The following is a 14,612-nucleotide window of genomic DNA, read 5'->3' as shown; positions in this document are numbered from 1 at the left end:
ATGCCAGCGTATTTGTTCAGGCGAGCGCTTGGTGCAAAAAATTGCCTAGTATTCCGGCAATCGGTGTCCACGATCTGGAGCGGTGTGGAGGAGCGGTTCGAACGGCTGGTTAAGCGCCGGGACGAGCAGCGGTTCAAGGTCGCCGATGGGCCGCGCGCCAGAGCGGGTCTGCGAGGGCCGATACCTCGCCCGCTTGCCTGACATCGTGCCCGTTACGTGCTCCGTACGGGTTCGAGGAGGCCGAGACCGAGCACCGGGCCGTACTGGAGGCACGCCGCCGGGTGCTGGGCGAGGAACACCCCGCCACGCTGACCAGCCGCAGCAACCGGGCGAACTCACTGCGGGCTCTGGGCCGGTTACAGGAGGCCAAGACCGAGCACCAGGGCGCACTGGAGGCACGCCGTCGGGTGCTGGGCGAGGAACACGCTCACACGCTGACAAGCCGCAACGACCTGGCGACCGTGCTGCGGGATCTGGGGCGTTTGAAAGAGATCCAACCTCTGGAATGAAGGGGTCAGGAACCAACGGTTCCAAACCGCTACGGAGATCGTTTAAGCTCCACGGGTTTTGAAGCGAGTTGCAGTCCCCGTTGCAGTTCAAGGCGTCCGGAACCGTTCAGAATGGACCGCAGATTACGCCCTAACCTGCGTTGAACAATACGGAACAGGCCAAGGTCGATCTTCTGATCCGCAGGCTACAGACTGCGGCCCGAACTGGCGGCGAGAGAAAGTTGCCTCCGGCGGGGCCTCGGCTCCGGGATGATCGCCACGAGCAAGAGCGAGGTCGGTAGGTGGCTGATATGGAAGCCTGATCGTCCCGCCCGCCACGACCCAGGCATAGCCCAGCAGGCCAGTTCCTCCGGCTCAAGCCCGTCTGTGACTGTTGGTATCCAATGATCGAGGAACGCCGACCGGCTGACGTACACGCGACGACGGGTTTGCCCCTCCGTCGCCGGCCCGCTGCCGCTTCGCGGTGGGCCGAGGCACACGGGAGGATCAGGAAGGCGAAGGGTGCGCGAGTGCGCGCATTTCAAGCGCCGGCAACTCGGCATCGCCGAAGGTGTCCCCATCCTTGTGATCACAGAGCCGGACGGCGAGACCCGCAAGCTTCCCGCCGACCGGACCATCATCGAGGCCACCAAAGAGCAGTAGCCGTAAGCATTGGCCGGTCGGACGGTGTCGAGGCCGGGAAGATTCTTGGGCTTGTCGCCCTGGTCAGCCGGGGCGATGAGACGCACCCCCCCGTTTATGAGAATCCCAGGAGGCGCCGACATATAACGTCCAGTTCCCCGGCTCCCGCCGAAAGCCGCGAGAGATCATGACTGGTGCCCGGCGTTCCCGTCGGTCTGGCTCTGCTGCCACTGCTCCATGACCTGCCCGAGGCTCGCGCTCACGAGGTGCAGGAACTCAGCAGCGACGCCGAAGCGGGCGCCCGCCGGGGTCGCGGCCCCGAGGATTTCCGCCGCGTGCTGTGATGCGGCGACCAGGGTGTCGTTCATGTGCAGAGCCGCAAGGGTGGACCGGCCCCAGAGCTCGTCGTCGACGACATAGCGTTCGCGGCGCGATCCCCAAGCGTTGGTCGCCACTGCGATACCCGCAGGTAAGGGAGCGCCGATCAGGTCCACCTCTGCGAAGGTTTGTCCTGTTATTCCATACACTGTCCGACATGTGGAGCCCTCTTGGTGAGTTCCTTCGCGCTCGGCGCCAGCTCACGACCCCTGATCAGGTGGGGCTTGCGCGCTTTGGTGACCGTCGCCGGACGCCGGGATTGCGTCGTGATGAGGTGGCCATGCTGGCCGGGGTCAGCATCGACTACTACACGCGGCTCGAGCAGGGGCGTGAGCGCCGCCCGTCAGACCAGGTGCTTGACGCCCTAGCGAAAGTCCTGCACCTCGACCCTGAGGCCAGCGAGCACCTCCACGAACTCGCGCGGCCCCGGACGTCCGGGGCGGTTGGCCGGGGCAACTGCGTCTCCCCGAACCTGCTGCGATTCATGGAAGGCTGCGACCACGCGGTCGCTTTCGTGGTCAATCGCCGGTTGGACTTCTTGGCCAAGAATCCACTGGCAAGAGCTCACTACGAAGGGTTGGAGGGCAACGACAACGTGCTGCGGATGGTCTTCCTTCACCCGGCGGCACGCGAGTTTTACGTGGACTGGGAACAGGAGGCCTCGCACTTTGTAGCCCACCTGCGCGCCGTGGCAGGGACCGGCCGCGACGACCCGCTCGTGCTCGAGCTGGTCGAGGAGCTCTCGCGTAGAAGCGAGGACTTTCGCCGGATGTGGGCTCGCCACGATGTACAGGCCAGGGCTCAAATGTTCATCCGTTATCGCCACCGTCAAGTCGGCGAAATGGCCCTTCTCTTTGAGACGCTCCGGCTTACCAGTGCCCCCGGCCAATTTCTCGTCATCGGTCAGGCGGAACCCGGCAGTCCATCCGCGCATGCCCTGGCCAAGCTGGGTCGGCTCGCCGCTACGATGGATGATTCCAGCGGCTGATCCTTTGCCGCCGGACAGGCCTGCGCGGATGAGGGACATGTCGGGCGCGGTAAACCTCCGAGCAGGCCGGGCACAAGCCGGAGTTCTGCCGACTCGGCGAGGCTTCCTGGGGCTACGACCCGATCGCGAAACGGTCTGCCCGCAGGCCCGGCATGCGGTCGATTGGGGCGACATTGGAGCTTGTCCACCACACCGTCCAGCGCCGCCAGCCGTTCCGGCACCAACGCCGCCGCATACCCCGGGCGAAGAACGTGGCCACACCATTCTCCGCACCTGCCCTTTTGCTCTTGCTCTTTCAGCTTCCACGCGAGCCCTGGCCAGGTCCGTGTCCTTGTCGCGGTGCCGTGCACCGAGCGTAGCTCCGAAGCCGCTCATGTCCGGTCTGCTCTACGCGTTCTATCCAAGGGTTCGCTTCGTCCAGCCCGGCAGGCATCCGACACTCGTCACGTCGACGCTGACGCATCGGCCTCACGTGCGATGAAGCTCCGCCGTGATGACACTACGGCCGCGGCGGCTCGCGCAGGACAGACAAAGGCCCTGAAACGGCCAGGCATGCAGACCGCCCCGCACCGAGCGGGTCGTGGCGGATATCGACTTGTGTCGCGGTTTAGCCAGCAACCGGGCGCCTACCGCGGGCGTCGCCGCCCGGGGTTTCGCCACCGTTGTCCTCTTCGACGTCGAGATTTCCGGCGTCACGGTCGACCGTTCTCCGCTGCGACCTATCGTGGGAAGCTCGTGCGATGTGGTTCATAGGAGGTGCGGTGGAACTGGAGCTGACGCAAACCCACGGGATGCTCAGCTTGCCCGGCGTGCGGGCCCAACGGTCCAGCGCCGGGCTGGGCTGGCCCGGCCTCTTCGTCTCCACTCAGGTCGAAGCCCCGTTCGCGGAGAGCTTCGACGGCGCGGCAACCCATCTGCTGATCCTGCACCGCGACGGCCCAGTCGCCGTGGGCCGGAGGGTCGGCGGAGCGAACCTCCGCCGTCAGGTCCCCGCCGGAGGCCTGTTCCTGCATCCCGCGGGGCAGAACCTCACGGTGGAGCTCGGCGGCGAGCTGAACAGCGTCCACGTCTACCTGGCCGACGAGACCCTGCGCGCTGCAGGGGCGACAGAGGTCCGGCTCACCGAGGAGTACGGCGCGGTTGATCCGCTCGTGGAACAGCTGGTGCTGGCGCTGGACGGCCTGGTCAGGGACTGGACGCCGAGTGCCCGTACCTTCCTCGATCATCTGACCGGGTGCCTGGCCGCACACCTGGCCCGCCGGTACGACCATGGCCCGTCCGCACGCTCCGGACCTCCGCCGCGCGTGCGCGGGCTGACCGATCGCCAGTTCGCCGCGGTGCGGGAGCTGATGGATGATCGGCTCGCCGGTCCTCTGCCGCTGGACGAGCTTGCCACCGCCGCGTCGCTGAGCGTCCGGCAGTTCGCCCGCAGCTTCAAGGCCGCCACCGGGCAGACTCCGCACCGCTACCTGATGAAGCTGAGGCTGCAACAGGCGACCCGGCTGCTGCGCACCGGGAGTCTGCCGATCGCCGAGGTCGCCATGCGGTGTGGCTTCGCCCACCAGGAGCACCTGACCAGCGTGATGCGAGCGCAGCTGGGGACCACGCCCGGCGCGCTACGCCGCGCCGGCTGAACGACGTCTCTTTCGTGCAGCCGACCTGACTTCGTGATGCAGGACGCTGACCCGGGACGCGACCCAGACTCGAAGCGCACACCGTAACCTCTGAGGAAGAGTCAGCCACATGGCGAACGTGGTCTACCAGATCGACCCGGCCCGCGTGCTCTTCGGGCCGCAGTCAACGGAACATGTCCGCGACGAGGTGGCCCGGCTGAACCGCTCCCGGGCGCTCCTGATCACCAGCCCGTCCGCGCAGGAGGCCGCGGCTCGCATCGAAGCACAATTCCCCGCGGGAATGATCGCTCGCTTCGACGACGCCCAGATGCACACGCCGGTGAAGATCACCGAGCAGGCGCTGACTGTTCTGCGGGCCCATGCCGCCGACGTTATCGTCGCGATCGGGGGCGGCTCGGCCATCGGGCTGGCCAAGGCGCTCGCGGTACGCACCGGGCTGGACCAGGTGGTACTCCCGACCACGTACGCCGGCTCCGAGGTCACCCCGGTGCTGGGCGAGACCGCCGATGGCGTCAAGACCACCCGTTCGGCCCCGGAGATCCGGCCCGAAACGGTCATCTACGACGTGGACCTGACCCTCTCGATGCCGATCGCGCTGACTGTCACGAGCGCTGTCAACGCGCTCGCCCACGCGGCCGAGGCGCTCTATTCCGCGCAGGCCAACGCCGTCACCGATGCCCTCGCCGTCCGGGCGATCACCGCGATCGGCCACGCGCTGCCGATGGTCGTGCAGGACCCCGAGGACCGTGCCGCCCGGAGCGAGCTGCTGGAGGGGGCGTGGCTGGCAGGGACCTGCCTCGGCACCGTCGACATGGGTCTGCACCACAAGCTCTGTCACGTCCTCGGCGGCTCGTTCGACCTGCCGCACGCCGTGACGCACACCGTCGTCCTGCCGCACGTGTTGGCGTACAACGCCCCGGCGGCTCCCGAGGCGATGCGCCGGATCGCGGAGGCACTCGGCGTCCCCAACGCGCCCAGTGGCCTACACGACTTGATCAGCACACTCGGCGGCCCGACATCGCTGGCCGCGTTGGGGCTCCCGGCGAGCGAACTGGCGCACGCGGCGGCACTGGCCGCCGGAACCTCGTTCCCGAATCCCCGCCCGGTGAGCGAGGAAGGGATTCGGGCGCTGTTGACCGACGCCTGGCACGGTGGGCAGCCCGGGGGCGGGCGGCGCTACCCGGGCGCCGAACTGCGTCAGCTGCTCGCCGAGGTCGAGCGCAGCTTGGGCAACGCGCCGGAGCCGCGGCTGCGTACCCTGCTCACCAGCCTCGTCCGGCATCTGCACGGGTACGTCGCGGAGAACGACCTGACGAATGCCGAGTGGATGTCTGCGATCGACTTCCTCACCCGTACCGGCCAGGTAAGTTCCGCCACCCGGCAGGAGTTCATCCTGCTCTCGGACAGCCTCGGAGTCTCCAGTGCGGTGGACATCCTCGGCAACTCGCGGAGCACGGGGACCACGCCCTCCGCGGTGCTGGGTCCGTTCTATCTCGAGGGGCCGCCGGAAACCCCGCAGGGCACAGACATCGGGGCCGGGCTTGACGGGGTGCCGCTCTTCACCGAGGTGCGGGTCGTCTCGCAGACGGGGGAGCCGCTCGCTGACGCGGTCGTCGACGTCTGGCAGTCCAACAAGGACGGACTCTACGACGTGCAATTGCCGGAGGTGGCGGGCCCGGTGCTGCGTGCCCGGTTCCGTACCGACGAGGACGGGTTGCTGCGCTACTGGTCGATCCTCCCCTCCGACTACACCATCCCAAGCGACGGGCCGGTCGGCGAAATGTTGGCGGCAGCGAACCGGCACGCGTACCGCGCCGCGCACGTGCATTTCCTGATCAACGCCGTCGGACACCAGCAGCTGATCACCCAGCTCTTTCCCACCAGTGGCAAGTACCTCGACTCCGACGCAGTCTTCGGCGTCAAGCAGCCGCTGATCGTTGAGTTCACCAACCCGGGCGGCCCAACGCCTGACGGTCGTAAGGTGGTCGGTGAGTGGCATCGTCTGGACTACACCTTCACCTTGGCACGTATCCCCGCAGCGGCGGAATGAGTCATCACCGCACCTGGATGCTGTCGCCGCCTTCCGAAGATTCTGCTCCGGAGGATGCGAGCCGGTGCCGTGGTCACCGTGGCCGACCCGATCGGGCCGGAGCGCATGGGCGCTGCGTATCTCGCCGACATCGCCGCTGATGGGATCGAGGCGGTCGACCCCGAGGTGCTCTACCCGGCGCTCTTCGAAGCCCTGGCGCCGCTCGGCCTGGCCTTCCTCGACGCCCCGGAGCGGCCCGGGCACCGCCCGCTGATCCAGAAGCTCCGCCCGCTGTGGCCGGGCAAGGTGGTGCTCCTGGTCGATTCGCGGAATTGCTCATTTGCGGGAGGCGGCCATGCCGTCGACCAGGGCGGTGAGCAGGCGGGTGAGGGTGGGCGCGAAGTCGACGCCGACGTGGGCCATGGCGGGTTCTTCCGCATAGAGGCGGGTGAGGGTTTCGGCTGGGTGGGCGGCCTGCCACAGCGGTGCGGTCATCGCGATGACGGCTGTGATGAGGTCCCATGCCTGGGCCGTGTCCAGGACGGTGGCGGCGACGATGGAGCTCACGAGGTCGGTCAAGGCGCCGACAACGGCGATTTTGAAGGCGCGGACGCGGTCGTAGGTGACCTCGCGTTCGAGGTTGAGGGTGACATGGGTCAGCAGGTCGCAGAACAGCGGGCGCTCGGCGAGGGTGTCGGCCAGGCTGTGAGCCAGTTCCGCGGAGACGATGGCGCCGGTATCGCCCAGCAGCGTGGTGACGGCGTGCGACCAGTCGCGGTAGCCCTCCTCGGCGAGGATGAGCAGGATCTCCTCGCGTGATGCGTAGTACCGGCGCACGGCCGAGGCATGGACGCCGGCCTGCGTGGCTATGGCGGTCAAGGTCACGGCGCGTACCCCGCCCCGGGAGGCGAGGGTGCGCGCCGCCTCCATGAGATCGGCGGCCCGCTGCTCCTTGTGCTGCGGGGAGTAGGCGCGCTGGAACGTGCTCGCTTCTGGCATGCCCCAACCGTATCGCAACGCAATGCCCGCGCGTTGTACAACGCAATGGCATTGCGTTAGTGTCGGCCGTGTTGTCAGTCGCCGATCGGCAGAGGAGCTGAGAGTCACATGCATGCCGCAGTGGTCACACGTTTCGGGGACCCCGGGGTCTTCGAGCTCACCGAGCTGCCGGACCCGGTCCCGGGGCCTGGCCAGGTGGCGATCGATGTCAGCCACGCCGCCGTCGGCCTGATCGACGTCTACATCCGTCAAGGCCTGTACAAGGACCGGCAGGGCCTGCCGCAGCCGCCGTACGTGCCCGGCCTGGAGGTGGCCGGCACCATCCGCGCGCTGGGCGAAGGCGTGGAGGGCTTCCGGGTCGGGGAGCCGGTGGTGACGCTGTCGGGCACCGGGGCCGAGGGCGGCTACGCCTCGGTCAGCGTCGTGGACGCGGCGATGACCGCCAGCCTGGAGGGCACCGGGGTGGACCCGGCGCTGGCGGCGGCTGCGGTGCCCAACGCCGCCACCGCATACCTGGCACTCACCGGCGTGGCGCATCTCCAGCCGGGTGAGCGGGTGCTGGTGCACGGGGCCCTGGGCGGGCTGGCCTCCGCCTTCCCCGGCGTGGCCCGCACCCTGGGCGCCGCCGGCGTGGTCGGCACCGTGCTCCGCGCCTCGCTGGCCAACGCCCAAGCCTCCGCCCTGCCCTACGACGACGTCGTAGCCAGCGAGGACCTGGCCGAGTCCGTCGGCGGTCAGCGCTTCGACGTGGTGGTCGACCCGGTCGGCGGCCAGCTGCGCACGGACACCTTGCAGGTGATGGCGCCGATGGGCCGGATGCTGCTAGTGGGCAACGCCAGCGGCGACTGGCAGCACACCGTGCAGACCAACGCCCTGTGGCGCGACAACCTCGCCATGGTCGGCTTCGCGGTCGGCTCCTACCTGCCCGCCCACCCCGAGCAGGCCCGCCCCGCCGCCCAGGCCGCCCTGAAGGCCGTCAGCCAGGGCCTGGTCGGCATCCGCACCCAGACCCTGCCGCTGGCCGAGGCCGCCGAAGCGCACCGCCGCATCGAGAACGGAACGGTGGGCGGCCGGATTCTGCTGACCCCCTGACCGCCGCGGCGGGCAGGGCACAGCGCCCGCGCCCGGCTGGGCGCCGCCGTACAGCACCTGCGCCCGGGTCGACGAAAGAGGAACCGTTATGAATGCGGAGCGTGATTTGCAGTACGTCCTGGACCGTTTCGCCATCCAGGACCTGATCGCCGCCTACGGGCTGGGCCAGGATCTGCACCAGTCCGGCCAGGACAACGACGTCTCGCCCAGTGGGAGGAGATCTTCGCCCCGGACGCAGTCATCGACGCCAGTGCGGTCGGCGGGCCGAGCGCAATCGGCCTGCGGGAGTATGCGCAGCTGCTGCGCGGGCCGGGGCTGGACGGTACCCGGGGGATGCCCGTGCCTTTCGACGCCCTGGCAGCACCGGGAGGGCTACGCCAGCGTCGGCATCGACGGCGACACCGCCACGGCCGTCAGTCCTTTCCTGCACCTGCACCAGACGCGCGACGGCGCCGCGAACCTCCTGCACGCGGGCATGTGGCACGACCGTCTCGCGCGCCTGCCCCAGGGCTGGCGGATCACCCACCGGTGCGATCCTGTCCGTGATCGGCATGTCCCCCCTGGCCTGGACGAGCCCACGGCATCGCCTGGACGACACCGGCCCCGCTCCGCTCTCGACGAGGGGAGCGGGGCCCTACCGTGGGTGGGTGCGGTGCGGGCCGCTGCTCACGCGGGATCGGCTAGATCGGCGACATGAAGGCGATCATGGCCTCGCAACTGCCGGGCCAATGGCGGCATGCGCCGATGCACGGACATCGGCAGATCAGGATGTGTGACCCTGGCGCCTCGGCTGGCAAGTGCGGCGGCGTCGGGTGGCGGTGCGGGCACCGCAAAAATCCACGTGCTTCCGGCGCTGGTACCGGGCCTGCTCTGCCCAATCCGGGCTCATATAGTCGTGCAGTGCACATGGAACAGGTCCGGCAGGCATACGCGTCCGTCGCCGAGCTCTACATCGGGCTGTTCGGTACACCCGAGCAGGTACACGCCGACGACCTCGCCTTCATCGGGCGACATCTGGCGGGCCGACCTGGCACGGTGCTCGATCTCGGCTGCGGGCCTGGCCATATCACCGGTTACCTTTGCTCGCTGGGCGTCGACGCAACGGGAATCGACATGGTCCCCGAGTTCATCGCCCATGCGCAGGCGGCCCATCCGAGCGGTAGCTACGAACTCGGGTCGATGGAAAATCTCGACGTTGCCGACCACTCCGTCGCCGGCGTCCTGGCCTGGGGCTCGTTGATCCATCTGCCGCCGCAAGATCTCGACGGCGTACTCGCTGAGTTCCGGCGAGTAATGGCTTCGGCCGGGACGCTAGTGCTTGGTCTCTTCGTAGGTGACGAGGTCGCCGCCTTCGACCACAAAGTCGTGACCGCGTATCGCTGGCCCGTCGACGAGTTCTCCGAGCGATTGGCGCGAGCCGGCTTCACGGAGGTTGAGCGCCTGCAGCGGCCCAGCGAAGGCACTCACCGACCGCACGCCGCCATCGCGGCAATCGCGACCGAAAGGTGAACTAGGTCGGCGGGCCTCCATGCTCGCTCATCGGCACGACCGGACTGCGGCAGATCAGTGCACCTGGCCTTCATGAAGGGGCGGCCGACAGGTGATCCGTTGCGCGGCGGGAGGGAGTGATTTTTGAGAGTCGCTCGGCGAGCGTGTCGGGTGTTCGTTGGGGGTACGAACGGATCGGTCCGTTGGATGGTGCCGTCCCACGGCCGCTCGACGGTGTCCCACGCGTCCCGGTAGCCGGCTGCTCGCCTGCACCGGCATGTCCATGAGCACCTACAGCCGCCAGCACATCTACTCCGTGTTGTGCACGACCGCGGGCAAGACCGTCGCAACACTCCAGCGGATCTGTACCGCGCTACAGCGGGTGGGTGGCTGACGAAGCATCGCTTGCGTTCCTGCGGTTCGACCACGAACTTTGGGACGGGCTGCGCACCTACACGGCACGGGCCGATTCGACGCTCGTACGGAGCCACAAGACCTCGCGGCCCCGCAGGACGTAACGGCCGCGGGTCATTGGCTGAGCATCCAGCGCCATCGGGGTAGCTGCAGGAGACAGGCCACGAGTGACGCCACGACCACCACCGACGCCACCACCGTGGGCCAGGCCGCGATGGCCCGTCAGTTCGGAGATCTCCACACCGAGAACTTCGGCGACCTGGCCGACCACGCTCATCCGGTCAAGCGGGAGGCGGCCGTTCTCGACCTTGGACAGCCACGACACCGACCGACCGATCTTCTCCGCCAGCGTCGCCTGATCCCAACCCTTGCGATGACGAGCACGCGCGATCCGCTGGCCCGTGGTCATGTGCTCGGTTGCCACGTCTACACCCTCCCTCTCATCGTCTGCTTCGACGATAAGCGGGGTGAAATCAATCACTGGCAGAAAAACTGCCAGTCAATGCGCACACCGAAGCGCAGGCCATTAGTGACCTGCGCAAACACGCGATGTGGTTGTACGGATTGAGGCACACGTGAATTGCCGCTTCGACTAGTCGGCTACGCGGATCGCGTGGGCGGTTGCACCTCCTTGGTTGAAATGTTCAATTAGTCCGATCGACGGGTCATCGCGCCTGACCGAGCAGGATTTTGGACCAGAGCTGTTCAGCCAGGACCGTGCGCAGCCATTCGCTTTCCACCGTCACGATTCCGTCCGTCTGGTAGATGCGGCGGATAAAGCTGAGGCCGCCGGCCTGGCACAGCTCATAGGCGAGGGGCCGACAGTCGCAGGTGTGCTGACGCACCCGCACGCGGGTGGCCCGGGGGAGTGGCTCACGCCAGTCCACGCGCTCGTAGCCTGCCTGCGTCGGCGCGGGGTGAATGCCGTGGTAGCCAGCGGGCAGGGGGAGGGCGGTCACGTCGCTGCCCGCCTGGCCTCCTGCTCGCGGAGCAGGCTGAGGAACTCCTGAAGGTCATCAGCGCAGACGGTCTGCTGAAGGCCGGTGCCGATCTCCTCGAAGCTCAGTCGTTCGCCGCGCCGTGTGGCGTAGAACGAGCCGGCATCGCTGCGGAAGACAGCCCAGGAGGGGAAGGTGTCTTGGACCTGGTCGATGCTCTCGTTCGCTGCGGCCATGACCTGAGCGTAAGTCAACCTGTCCTATGCTGTCTATAGAGTTCCTAGGAATTGCTGTTCTATGTTCGCAGGTAGGGGCATACCTAGAGTCGTCTTGTGATCGAGTGGGACCCCAGGCTCTACAAGTGGGAGCAGATAGCGAACGTGGTGGCCGAGCGCATCGCGAACGGCACCTACCCGTCTCTCACCGTGATCTCTGAGGTGCAGCTACAAGAAGAGTTCGACGTCGCCCGAGTCACGGTCCGCAAGGCGATGGAGCAGCTCCGCGCTCAGGGCCTCATCACAACCAAGCCCGGCAAGGGGTCCATCGTCAGTCCTCCAAACGGTGCCGACGACTAGGGTACGGGCGCAGCATCATGAGTTCCTTATCTGCGGATACCCAAGAGACGCTTGTCGCGGCCGGCTGGTTCCCTGGACGCCGAGTGGACACTGAGCGATGGCGTGCACGCTTTTCTGAGACCGGAATGAGCATGCACGCCGCCGCCGAGGCCTTCCTCGCTGAATTCGGTGGGCTGGCCGTATGGAACGGAGGGCCTGGGATCTCCAGTGCCCGTGAATCGTTCGAGCTTGACCCGATGCTGGTCTGGAACAGCGAGGAAGACCGCTTCCTCGCCTGGAGCGAGACGATGAGCCGCAACATCTTCCCGATCGGGGAGCTCGATCACGGGCGGTTCTTCCTCGGTCTAGACGAGCACGCCGAGCTGTATCTCGTCGAGACATGGCTCGCCAGCTTCGGCAGGATGCCCATCGCACTCGACAACCTTGTCCTTGGAGTCATGCCCGAGACCGTCGCCGATAGCTGATCTGAGCGGCAGATGGCCACTCCAACGACATACCCAAGCGACGCAAGTCCGGGTGCGGATCACCAGGCGTGCACCATCCGAGCGCATTAGGGCTGAAACCAAGACCATTTCGTCTGGCGATCTCTGTCCTACCTCGGCTGACGCGCTTCGGCCGCGCCTGATGCTTTACATGATCACGACGAGGCTGACCAACCAAGCTTTGCGCGGACAGGCCGTCATGTCGCCCGGCGGCACTTCCGCTCATGCCGAGAAGCGGACCCCCTCCAAGCGTGCGATTGCAGGTAGAGGGCTGGGTCGTCGGCGTTACGGTCGGGGGGTCGTTTGCCAGCTACTATTCGCTTAAATGATCTCTTCCGGTACGGAGGTCTCCGCAAAGCACAGGCGTAGTTGCACTACGCAAGGTGTCCTATCCGATACTTATCGCTACAAGGAGCGACCCGGTGCAGGGGGATGGATGAGGAGCAAGCTCCCGGTAAGGGGTGGGCCGCTCATCAACCAAGCTGAGCGGCCCACGGCCTCGAACCCGGATCCAACCGTCGCCGCAACAACGCCGCTGACGCTTGCGAGGATTCTGCCTCGGTCGGGCTGGTCAGCGTTTTTCGTCGGACGAGTTCGAGGCGCCCGTGCCCTGACGAGAACGGCGTTGGCCCTTGGACCGCGCCTCAGTGACCTCGACGCGGCGGGTCCTGCCCTGCGCCGCTTTGGGGACCCGTACGGTCAGCACCCCCTCCTCCATGGACGCCTGCACGTTCTTCTCGTCCACGTCGGAGGGAAGCGAGGTGTGATAGTGGAACCGCCCCATCCGGACCCGCAGTGCGGTTGAGCCTTCCTCCTCTTCGCGGATCTCACCGTTGATGCACAGTTCGCGGTCCGTGATTCCGAGTTCGATCTCCTCAGGTGCGACGCCGGGGAGTTCAAGCTTGATCATGTACGCGTCATCGGACTCGTCGATTTCGGCGACCGGCACCCATGGGCGATCCATCTCGGTCTCGCCCGACGGCGGGATCAGCCACCCGATCCGGCTGAGGAGTTCCTGAACGTCCGCGAACGGGTCTCGCCGCAGCATCGCGGACGGCTCGACGCCGTGCATTTGGTGTGCCCGGCCACGTCTCATTGGCAGTGTCATGACATCTCCCTGTCGTCCCCGAGCGACTGGCTGAAGGCGTCCTCCTCTCGCGAGGAGCCACGCCCGCGGACCGGCCGGCACGCCTGCATGCCGGCCGGCGCACTGGGCTACGCCTGCGGTGACAGATACCCCTGGAACAAATCCGCCACGCCGTGACGAAATGCCCTAAATGTGCATTTGGAGAACGCTGCACCTGTGCGCTTTCCCGGCTGAGGCGCGCCCATGCCTACGGACTCGCGGACCGAAGCCGAAGGTCCATTCCGTGGACTGCCCGGGACCATGCGCGGGCGCCCGATCGCCGACCGTCTTTTGTTGTTTGATCCAAAAATGGATATCCGGTGGTTTCGGGGGTGGCGTTCACACCCTTTGGCTGGACCTGTAGAGGTTCGAAAACCGGGGCGCCGGTCTTTGGCCTGGCTGGTGCCGCGGTGACCCAGGCTTCTCGGTAGTCGGAACAACCAACCCGAGGGAGGTTGATCCATGAGAACCCAAGACCTACGTCAGCCGCACAAGACGGTGCTGGGGACCTACAGCACCTACGATGCGGCCCAGCATGCGGTGGACACGCTCGCTCGGCATCGCTTCCCCGTAGAACATGTCTCCATCGTGGGGACGTCCCTGCGGTGGGAGGAGAAGGTACTGGGCCGCTGGACTCTCGGCCGAGCGCTGGTCACCGGAGCGGGCACCGGTGTCTGGATCGGTTTGCTGATCGGGCTGGTGTTCCTGATCGTCAGCCCCTGGCAGGTGTGGGCAATGGCCTCCGCGATCGTGCTCGGCCTGATCTTCGGCCTGATCGCGGGCGTGATCAGCTACGCACTGCAGCGCCGGGCGTTCGCCTCACTGCCCACGGTCGTGGCCGACAGTTACGACATCCTGGTCGACCCCGAGTTCGCCGATGAGGCCCGGCGGGTGCTCAACACCGCCCATGTGGCCACGGGAACCTTCAAATAGGCCGACGCGGACGGATGCACGTCCGGACTCGGAGCGTTCGGCGGCATTCCGAGATCAGGGGAATCAGGCTGCGCCGTGGGTCCGGAAGGACGCTCGGGATTCATGAAGGGATGGGCAGATGGCGAAGGCCGTGGGCATCGATCTGGGCACGACGAACTCCGTGATCGCGACGACCGAGGATGGTCATCCGACGGTCATCCCGAATGCGGAGGGGTCGCGGACCACGCCGTCGGTGGTGGCTTTCACCGAGCAGGGTGAGGTCCTGGTCGGCCAGATGGCCCGCCGTCAGGCGATCCTGAATCCTAAGGGCACGATCTATTCGGCCAAGCGGTTCATGGGCCGCCGGTTCGAGGAGGTGCACGACGAGATCAGGGCGGTCTCGTTCGACGTTGTGGCGGGTCCCGAC

At 67.0% G+C, this 14,612-nt stretch carries 18 protein-coding genes; 12 read left to right on the top strand and 6 right to left on the bottom strand.

Annotation, left to right across the window (positions count from 1 at the left end; all coding sequences use genetic code 11):
- Positions 1-197 precede the first annotated feature (197 nt).
- Both Pmi06nite_RS39585 and Pmi06nite_RS39580 read left to right on the top strand, forming a co-directional pair.
- Positions 198-509 (top strand): tetratricopeptide repeat protein, encoded by a 312-nt coding sequence (locus Pmi06nite_RS39585; RefSeq protein ID WP_275409656.1) that lies wholly within the window; start codon positions 198-200, stop codon positions 507-509.
- A gap of 501 nt (positions 510-1,010) precedes the next feature.
- Positions 1,011-1,151, top strand: coding sequence for a hypothetical protein (locus tag Pmi06nite_RS39580; RefSeq protein WP_203958390.1), 141 nt, complete (start codon positions 1,011-1,013; stop codon positions 1,149-1,151).
- A gap of 164 nt (positions 1,152-1,315) precedes the next feature.
- Here Pmi06nite_RS39580 and Pmi06nite_RS39575 read toward each other — a convergent pair whose 3' ends face one another.
- The gene (locus tag Pmi06nite_RS39575; RefSeq protein WP_203958428.1) at positions 1,316-1,585 is read right to left on the bottom strand and encodes a hypothetical protein; all 270 of its coding nucleotides are present in this window, start codon (positions 1,583-1,585) and stop codon (positions 1,316-1,318) included.
- 80 nt (positions 1,586-1,665) lie between these two features.
- On the opposite strand from Pmi06nite_RS39575, the gene Pmi06nite_RS39570 reads away from it, so the two are divergent.
- The 3 genes from Pmi06nite_RS39570 to Pmi06nite_RS39560 all read left to right on the top strand — a co-directional run bounded on the left by Pmi06nite_RS39570 (position 1,666) and on the right by Pmi06nite_RS39560 (position 6,180).
- Entirely contained in the window at positions 1,666-2,496 is an 831-nt protein-coding gene (locus tag Pmi06nite_RS39570) for a helix-turn-helix transcriptional regulator (protein ID WP_239114521.1), read from the top strand.
- Positions 2,497-3,257: 761 nt separating this feature from the next.
- Positions 3,258-4,130 carry a helix-turn-helix domain-containing protein gene (locus Pmi06nite_RS39565; protein ID WP_239114520.1) on the top strand — a complete coding sequence of 291 codons (873 nt, stop codon included), beginning with the start codon at positions 3,258-3,260 and terminating at the stop codon, positions 4,128-4,130.
- Positions 4,131-4,239: 109 nt separating this feature from the next.
- Positions 4,240-6,180, top strand: a complete 1,941-nt coding sequence (locus tag Pmi06nite_RS39560; protein WP_203958388.1) for a maleylacetate reductase and hydroxyquinol 1,2-dioxygenase domain-containing protein — start codon at positions 4,240-4,242, stop codon at positions 6,178-6,180.
- Positions 6,181-6,495: 315 nt separating this feature from the next.
- Here the strand turns inward: Pmi06nite_RS39560 and Pmi06nite_RS39555 are convergent, their stop codons facing one another.
- Positions 6,496-7,158, bottom strand: a complete 663-nt coding sequence (locus Pmi06nite_RS39555) for a TetR/AcrR family transcriptional regulator (RefSeq protein ID WP_203958387.1) — start codon at positions 7,156-7,158, stop codon at positions 6,496-6,498.
- Positions 7,159-7,266: 108 nt separating this feature from the next.
- On the opposite strand from Pmi06nite_RS39555, the gene Pmi06nite_RS39550 reads away from it, so the two are divergent.
- The 3 genes from Pmi06nite_RS39550 (at position 7,267) to Pmi06nite_RS39540 (ending at position 9,759) form a co-directional block, all read left to right on the top strand.
- Complete coding sequence (locus Pmi06nite_RS39550) at positions 7,267-8,250, top strand: quinone oxidoreductase family protein (protein ID WP_203958386.1); 984 nt, start codon at positions 7,267-7,269, stop codon at positions 8,248-8,250.
- Between the two features lie 88 nt (positions 8,251-8,338).
- A complete protein-coding gene (locus tag Pmi06nite_RS43170; RefSeq protein WP_203958385.1) occupies positions 8,339-8,947 on the top strand; it encodes a nuclear transport factor 2 family protein in 609 nt (202 codons plus the stop codon).
- Between the two features lie 209 nt (positions 8,948-9,156).
- Positions 9,157-9,759 carry a class I SAM-dependent methyltransferase gene (locus Pmi06nite_RS39540; protein WP_239114528.1) on the top strand — a complete coding sequence of 201 codons (603 nt, stop codon included), beginning with the start codon at positions 9,157-9,159 and terminating at the stop codon, positions 9,757-9,759.
- A gap of 430 nt (positions 9,760-10,189) precedes the next feature.
- On the opposite strand, the gene Pmi06nite_RS39535 is transcribed toward Pmi06nite_RS39540, so the two are convergent.
- The 3 genes from Pmi06nite_RS39535 to Pmi06nite_RS39525 all read right to left on the bottom strand — a co-directional run bounded on the left by Pmi06nite_RS39535 (position 10,190) and on the right by Pmi06nite_RS39525 (position 11,326).
- Positions 10,190-10,633, bottom strand: coding sequence for a helix-turn-helix domain-containing protein (locus Pmi06nite_RS39535; RefSeq protein ID WP_203958383.1), 444 nt, complete (start codon positions 10,631-10,633; stop codon positions 10,190-10,192).
- 184 nt (positions 10,634-10,817) lie between these two features.
- Entirely contained in the window at positions 10,818-11,111 is a 294-nt protein-coding gene (locus tag Pmi06nite_RS39530) for a hypothetical protein (protein ID WP_203958382.1), read from the bottom strand.
- Complete coding sequence (locus tag Pmi06nite_RS39525; RefSeq protein ID WP_203958381.1) at positions 11,108-11,326, bottom strand: hypothetical protein; 219 nt, start codon at positions 11,324-11,326, stop codon at positions 11,108-11,110. The genes Pmi06nite_RS39530 and Pmi06nite_RS39525 overlap by 4 nt, the downstream gene beginning before the upstream one ends.
- 96 nt (positions 11,327-11,422) lie before the next feature.
- Here Pmi06nite_RS39525 and Pmi06nite_RS39520 point away from each other — a divergent pair, with 96 nt between their 5' ends.
- Both Pmi06nite_RS39520 and Pmi06nite_RS39515 read left to right on the top strand, forming a co-directional pair.
- Positions 11,423-11,665, top strand: a complete 243-nt coding sequence (locus Pmi06nite_RS39520; RefSeq protein ID WP_203958380.1) for a GntR family transcriptional regulator — start codon at positions 11,423-11,425, stop codon at positions 11,663-11,665.
- A 17-nt stretch (positions 11,666-11,682) separates the two neighbouring features.
- Positions 11,683-12,129: an SUKH-3 domain-containing protein gene (locus Pmi06nite_RS39515; RefSeq protein ID WP_203958379.1), complete on the top strand. Its 447-nt coding sequence runs from the start codon at positions 11,683-11,685 to the stop codon at positions 12,127-12,129.
- A gap of 589 nt (positions 12,130-12,718) precedes the next feature.
- Here the strand turns inward: Pmi06nite_RS39515 and Pmi06nite_RS39510 are convergent.
- A complete protein-coding gene (locus tag Pmi06nite_RS39510) occupies positions 12,719-13,255 on the bottom strand; it encodes an Hsp20/alpha crystallin family protein (protein WP_203958378.1) in 537 nt (178 codons plus the stop codon).
- Positions 13,256-13,735: 480 nt separating this feature from the next.
- Here Pmi06nite_RS39510 and Pmi06nite_RS39505 point away from each other — a divergent pair, with 480 nt between their 5' ends.
- Complete coding sequence (locus Pmi06nite_RS39505) at positions 13,736-14,206, top strand: YflT domain-containing protein (RefSeq protein WP_203958377.1); 471 nt, start codon at positions 13,736-13,738, stop codon at positions 14,204-14,206.
- Positions 14,207-14,324: 118 nt separating this feature from the next.
- A partial coding sequence (locus Pmi06nite_RS39500; protein WP_203958376.1) for an Hsp70 family protein occupies positions 14,325-14,612 on the top strand: 288 nt, incomplete at its 3' end.

Origin of the sequence: Planotetraspora mira, assembly GCF_016863275.1 — a bacterium.
Classification (GTDB): Bacteria; Actinomycetota; Actinomycetes; order Streptosporangiales; family Streptosporangiaceae; genus Planotetraspora; species Planotetraspora mira.
Note: the sequence above shows the minus strand (reverse complement) of the source record. Positions and strands in the feature narration are given on the sequence as shown.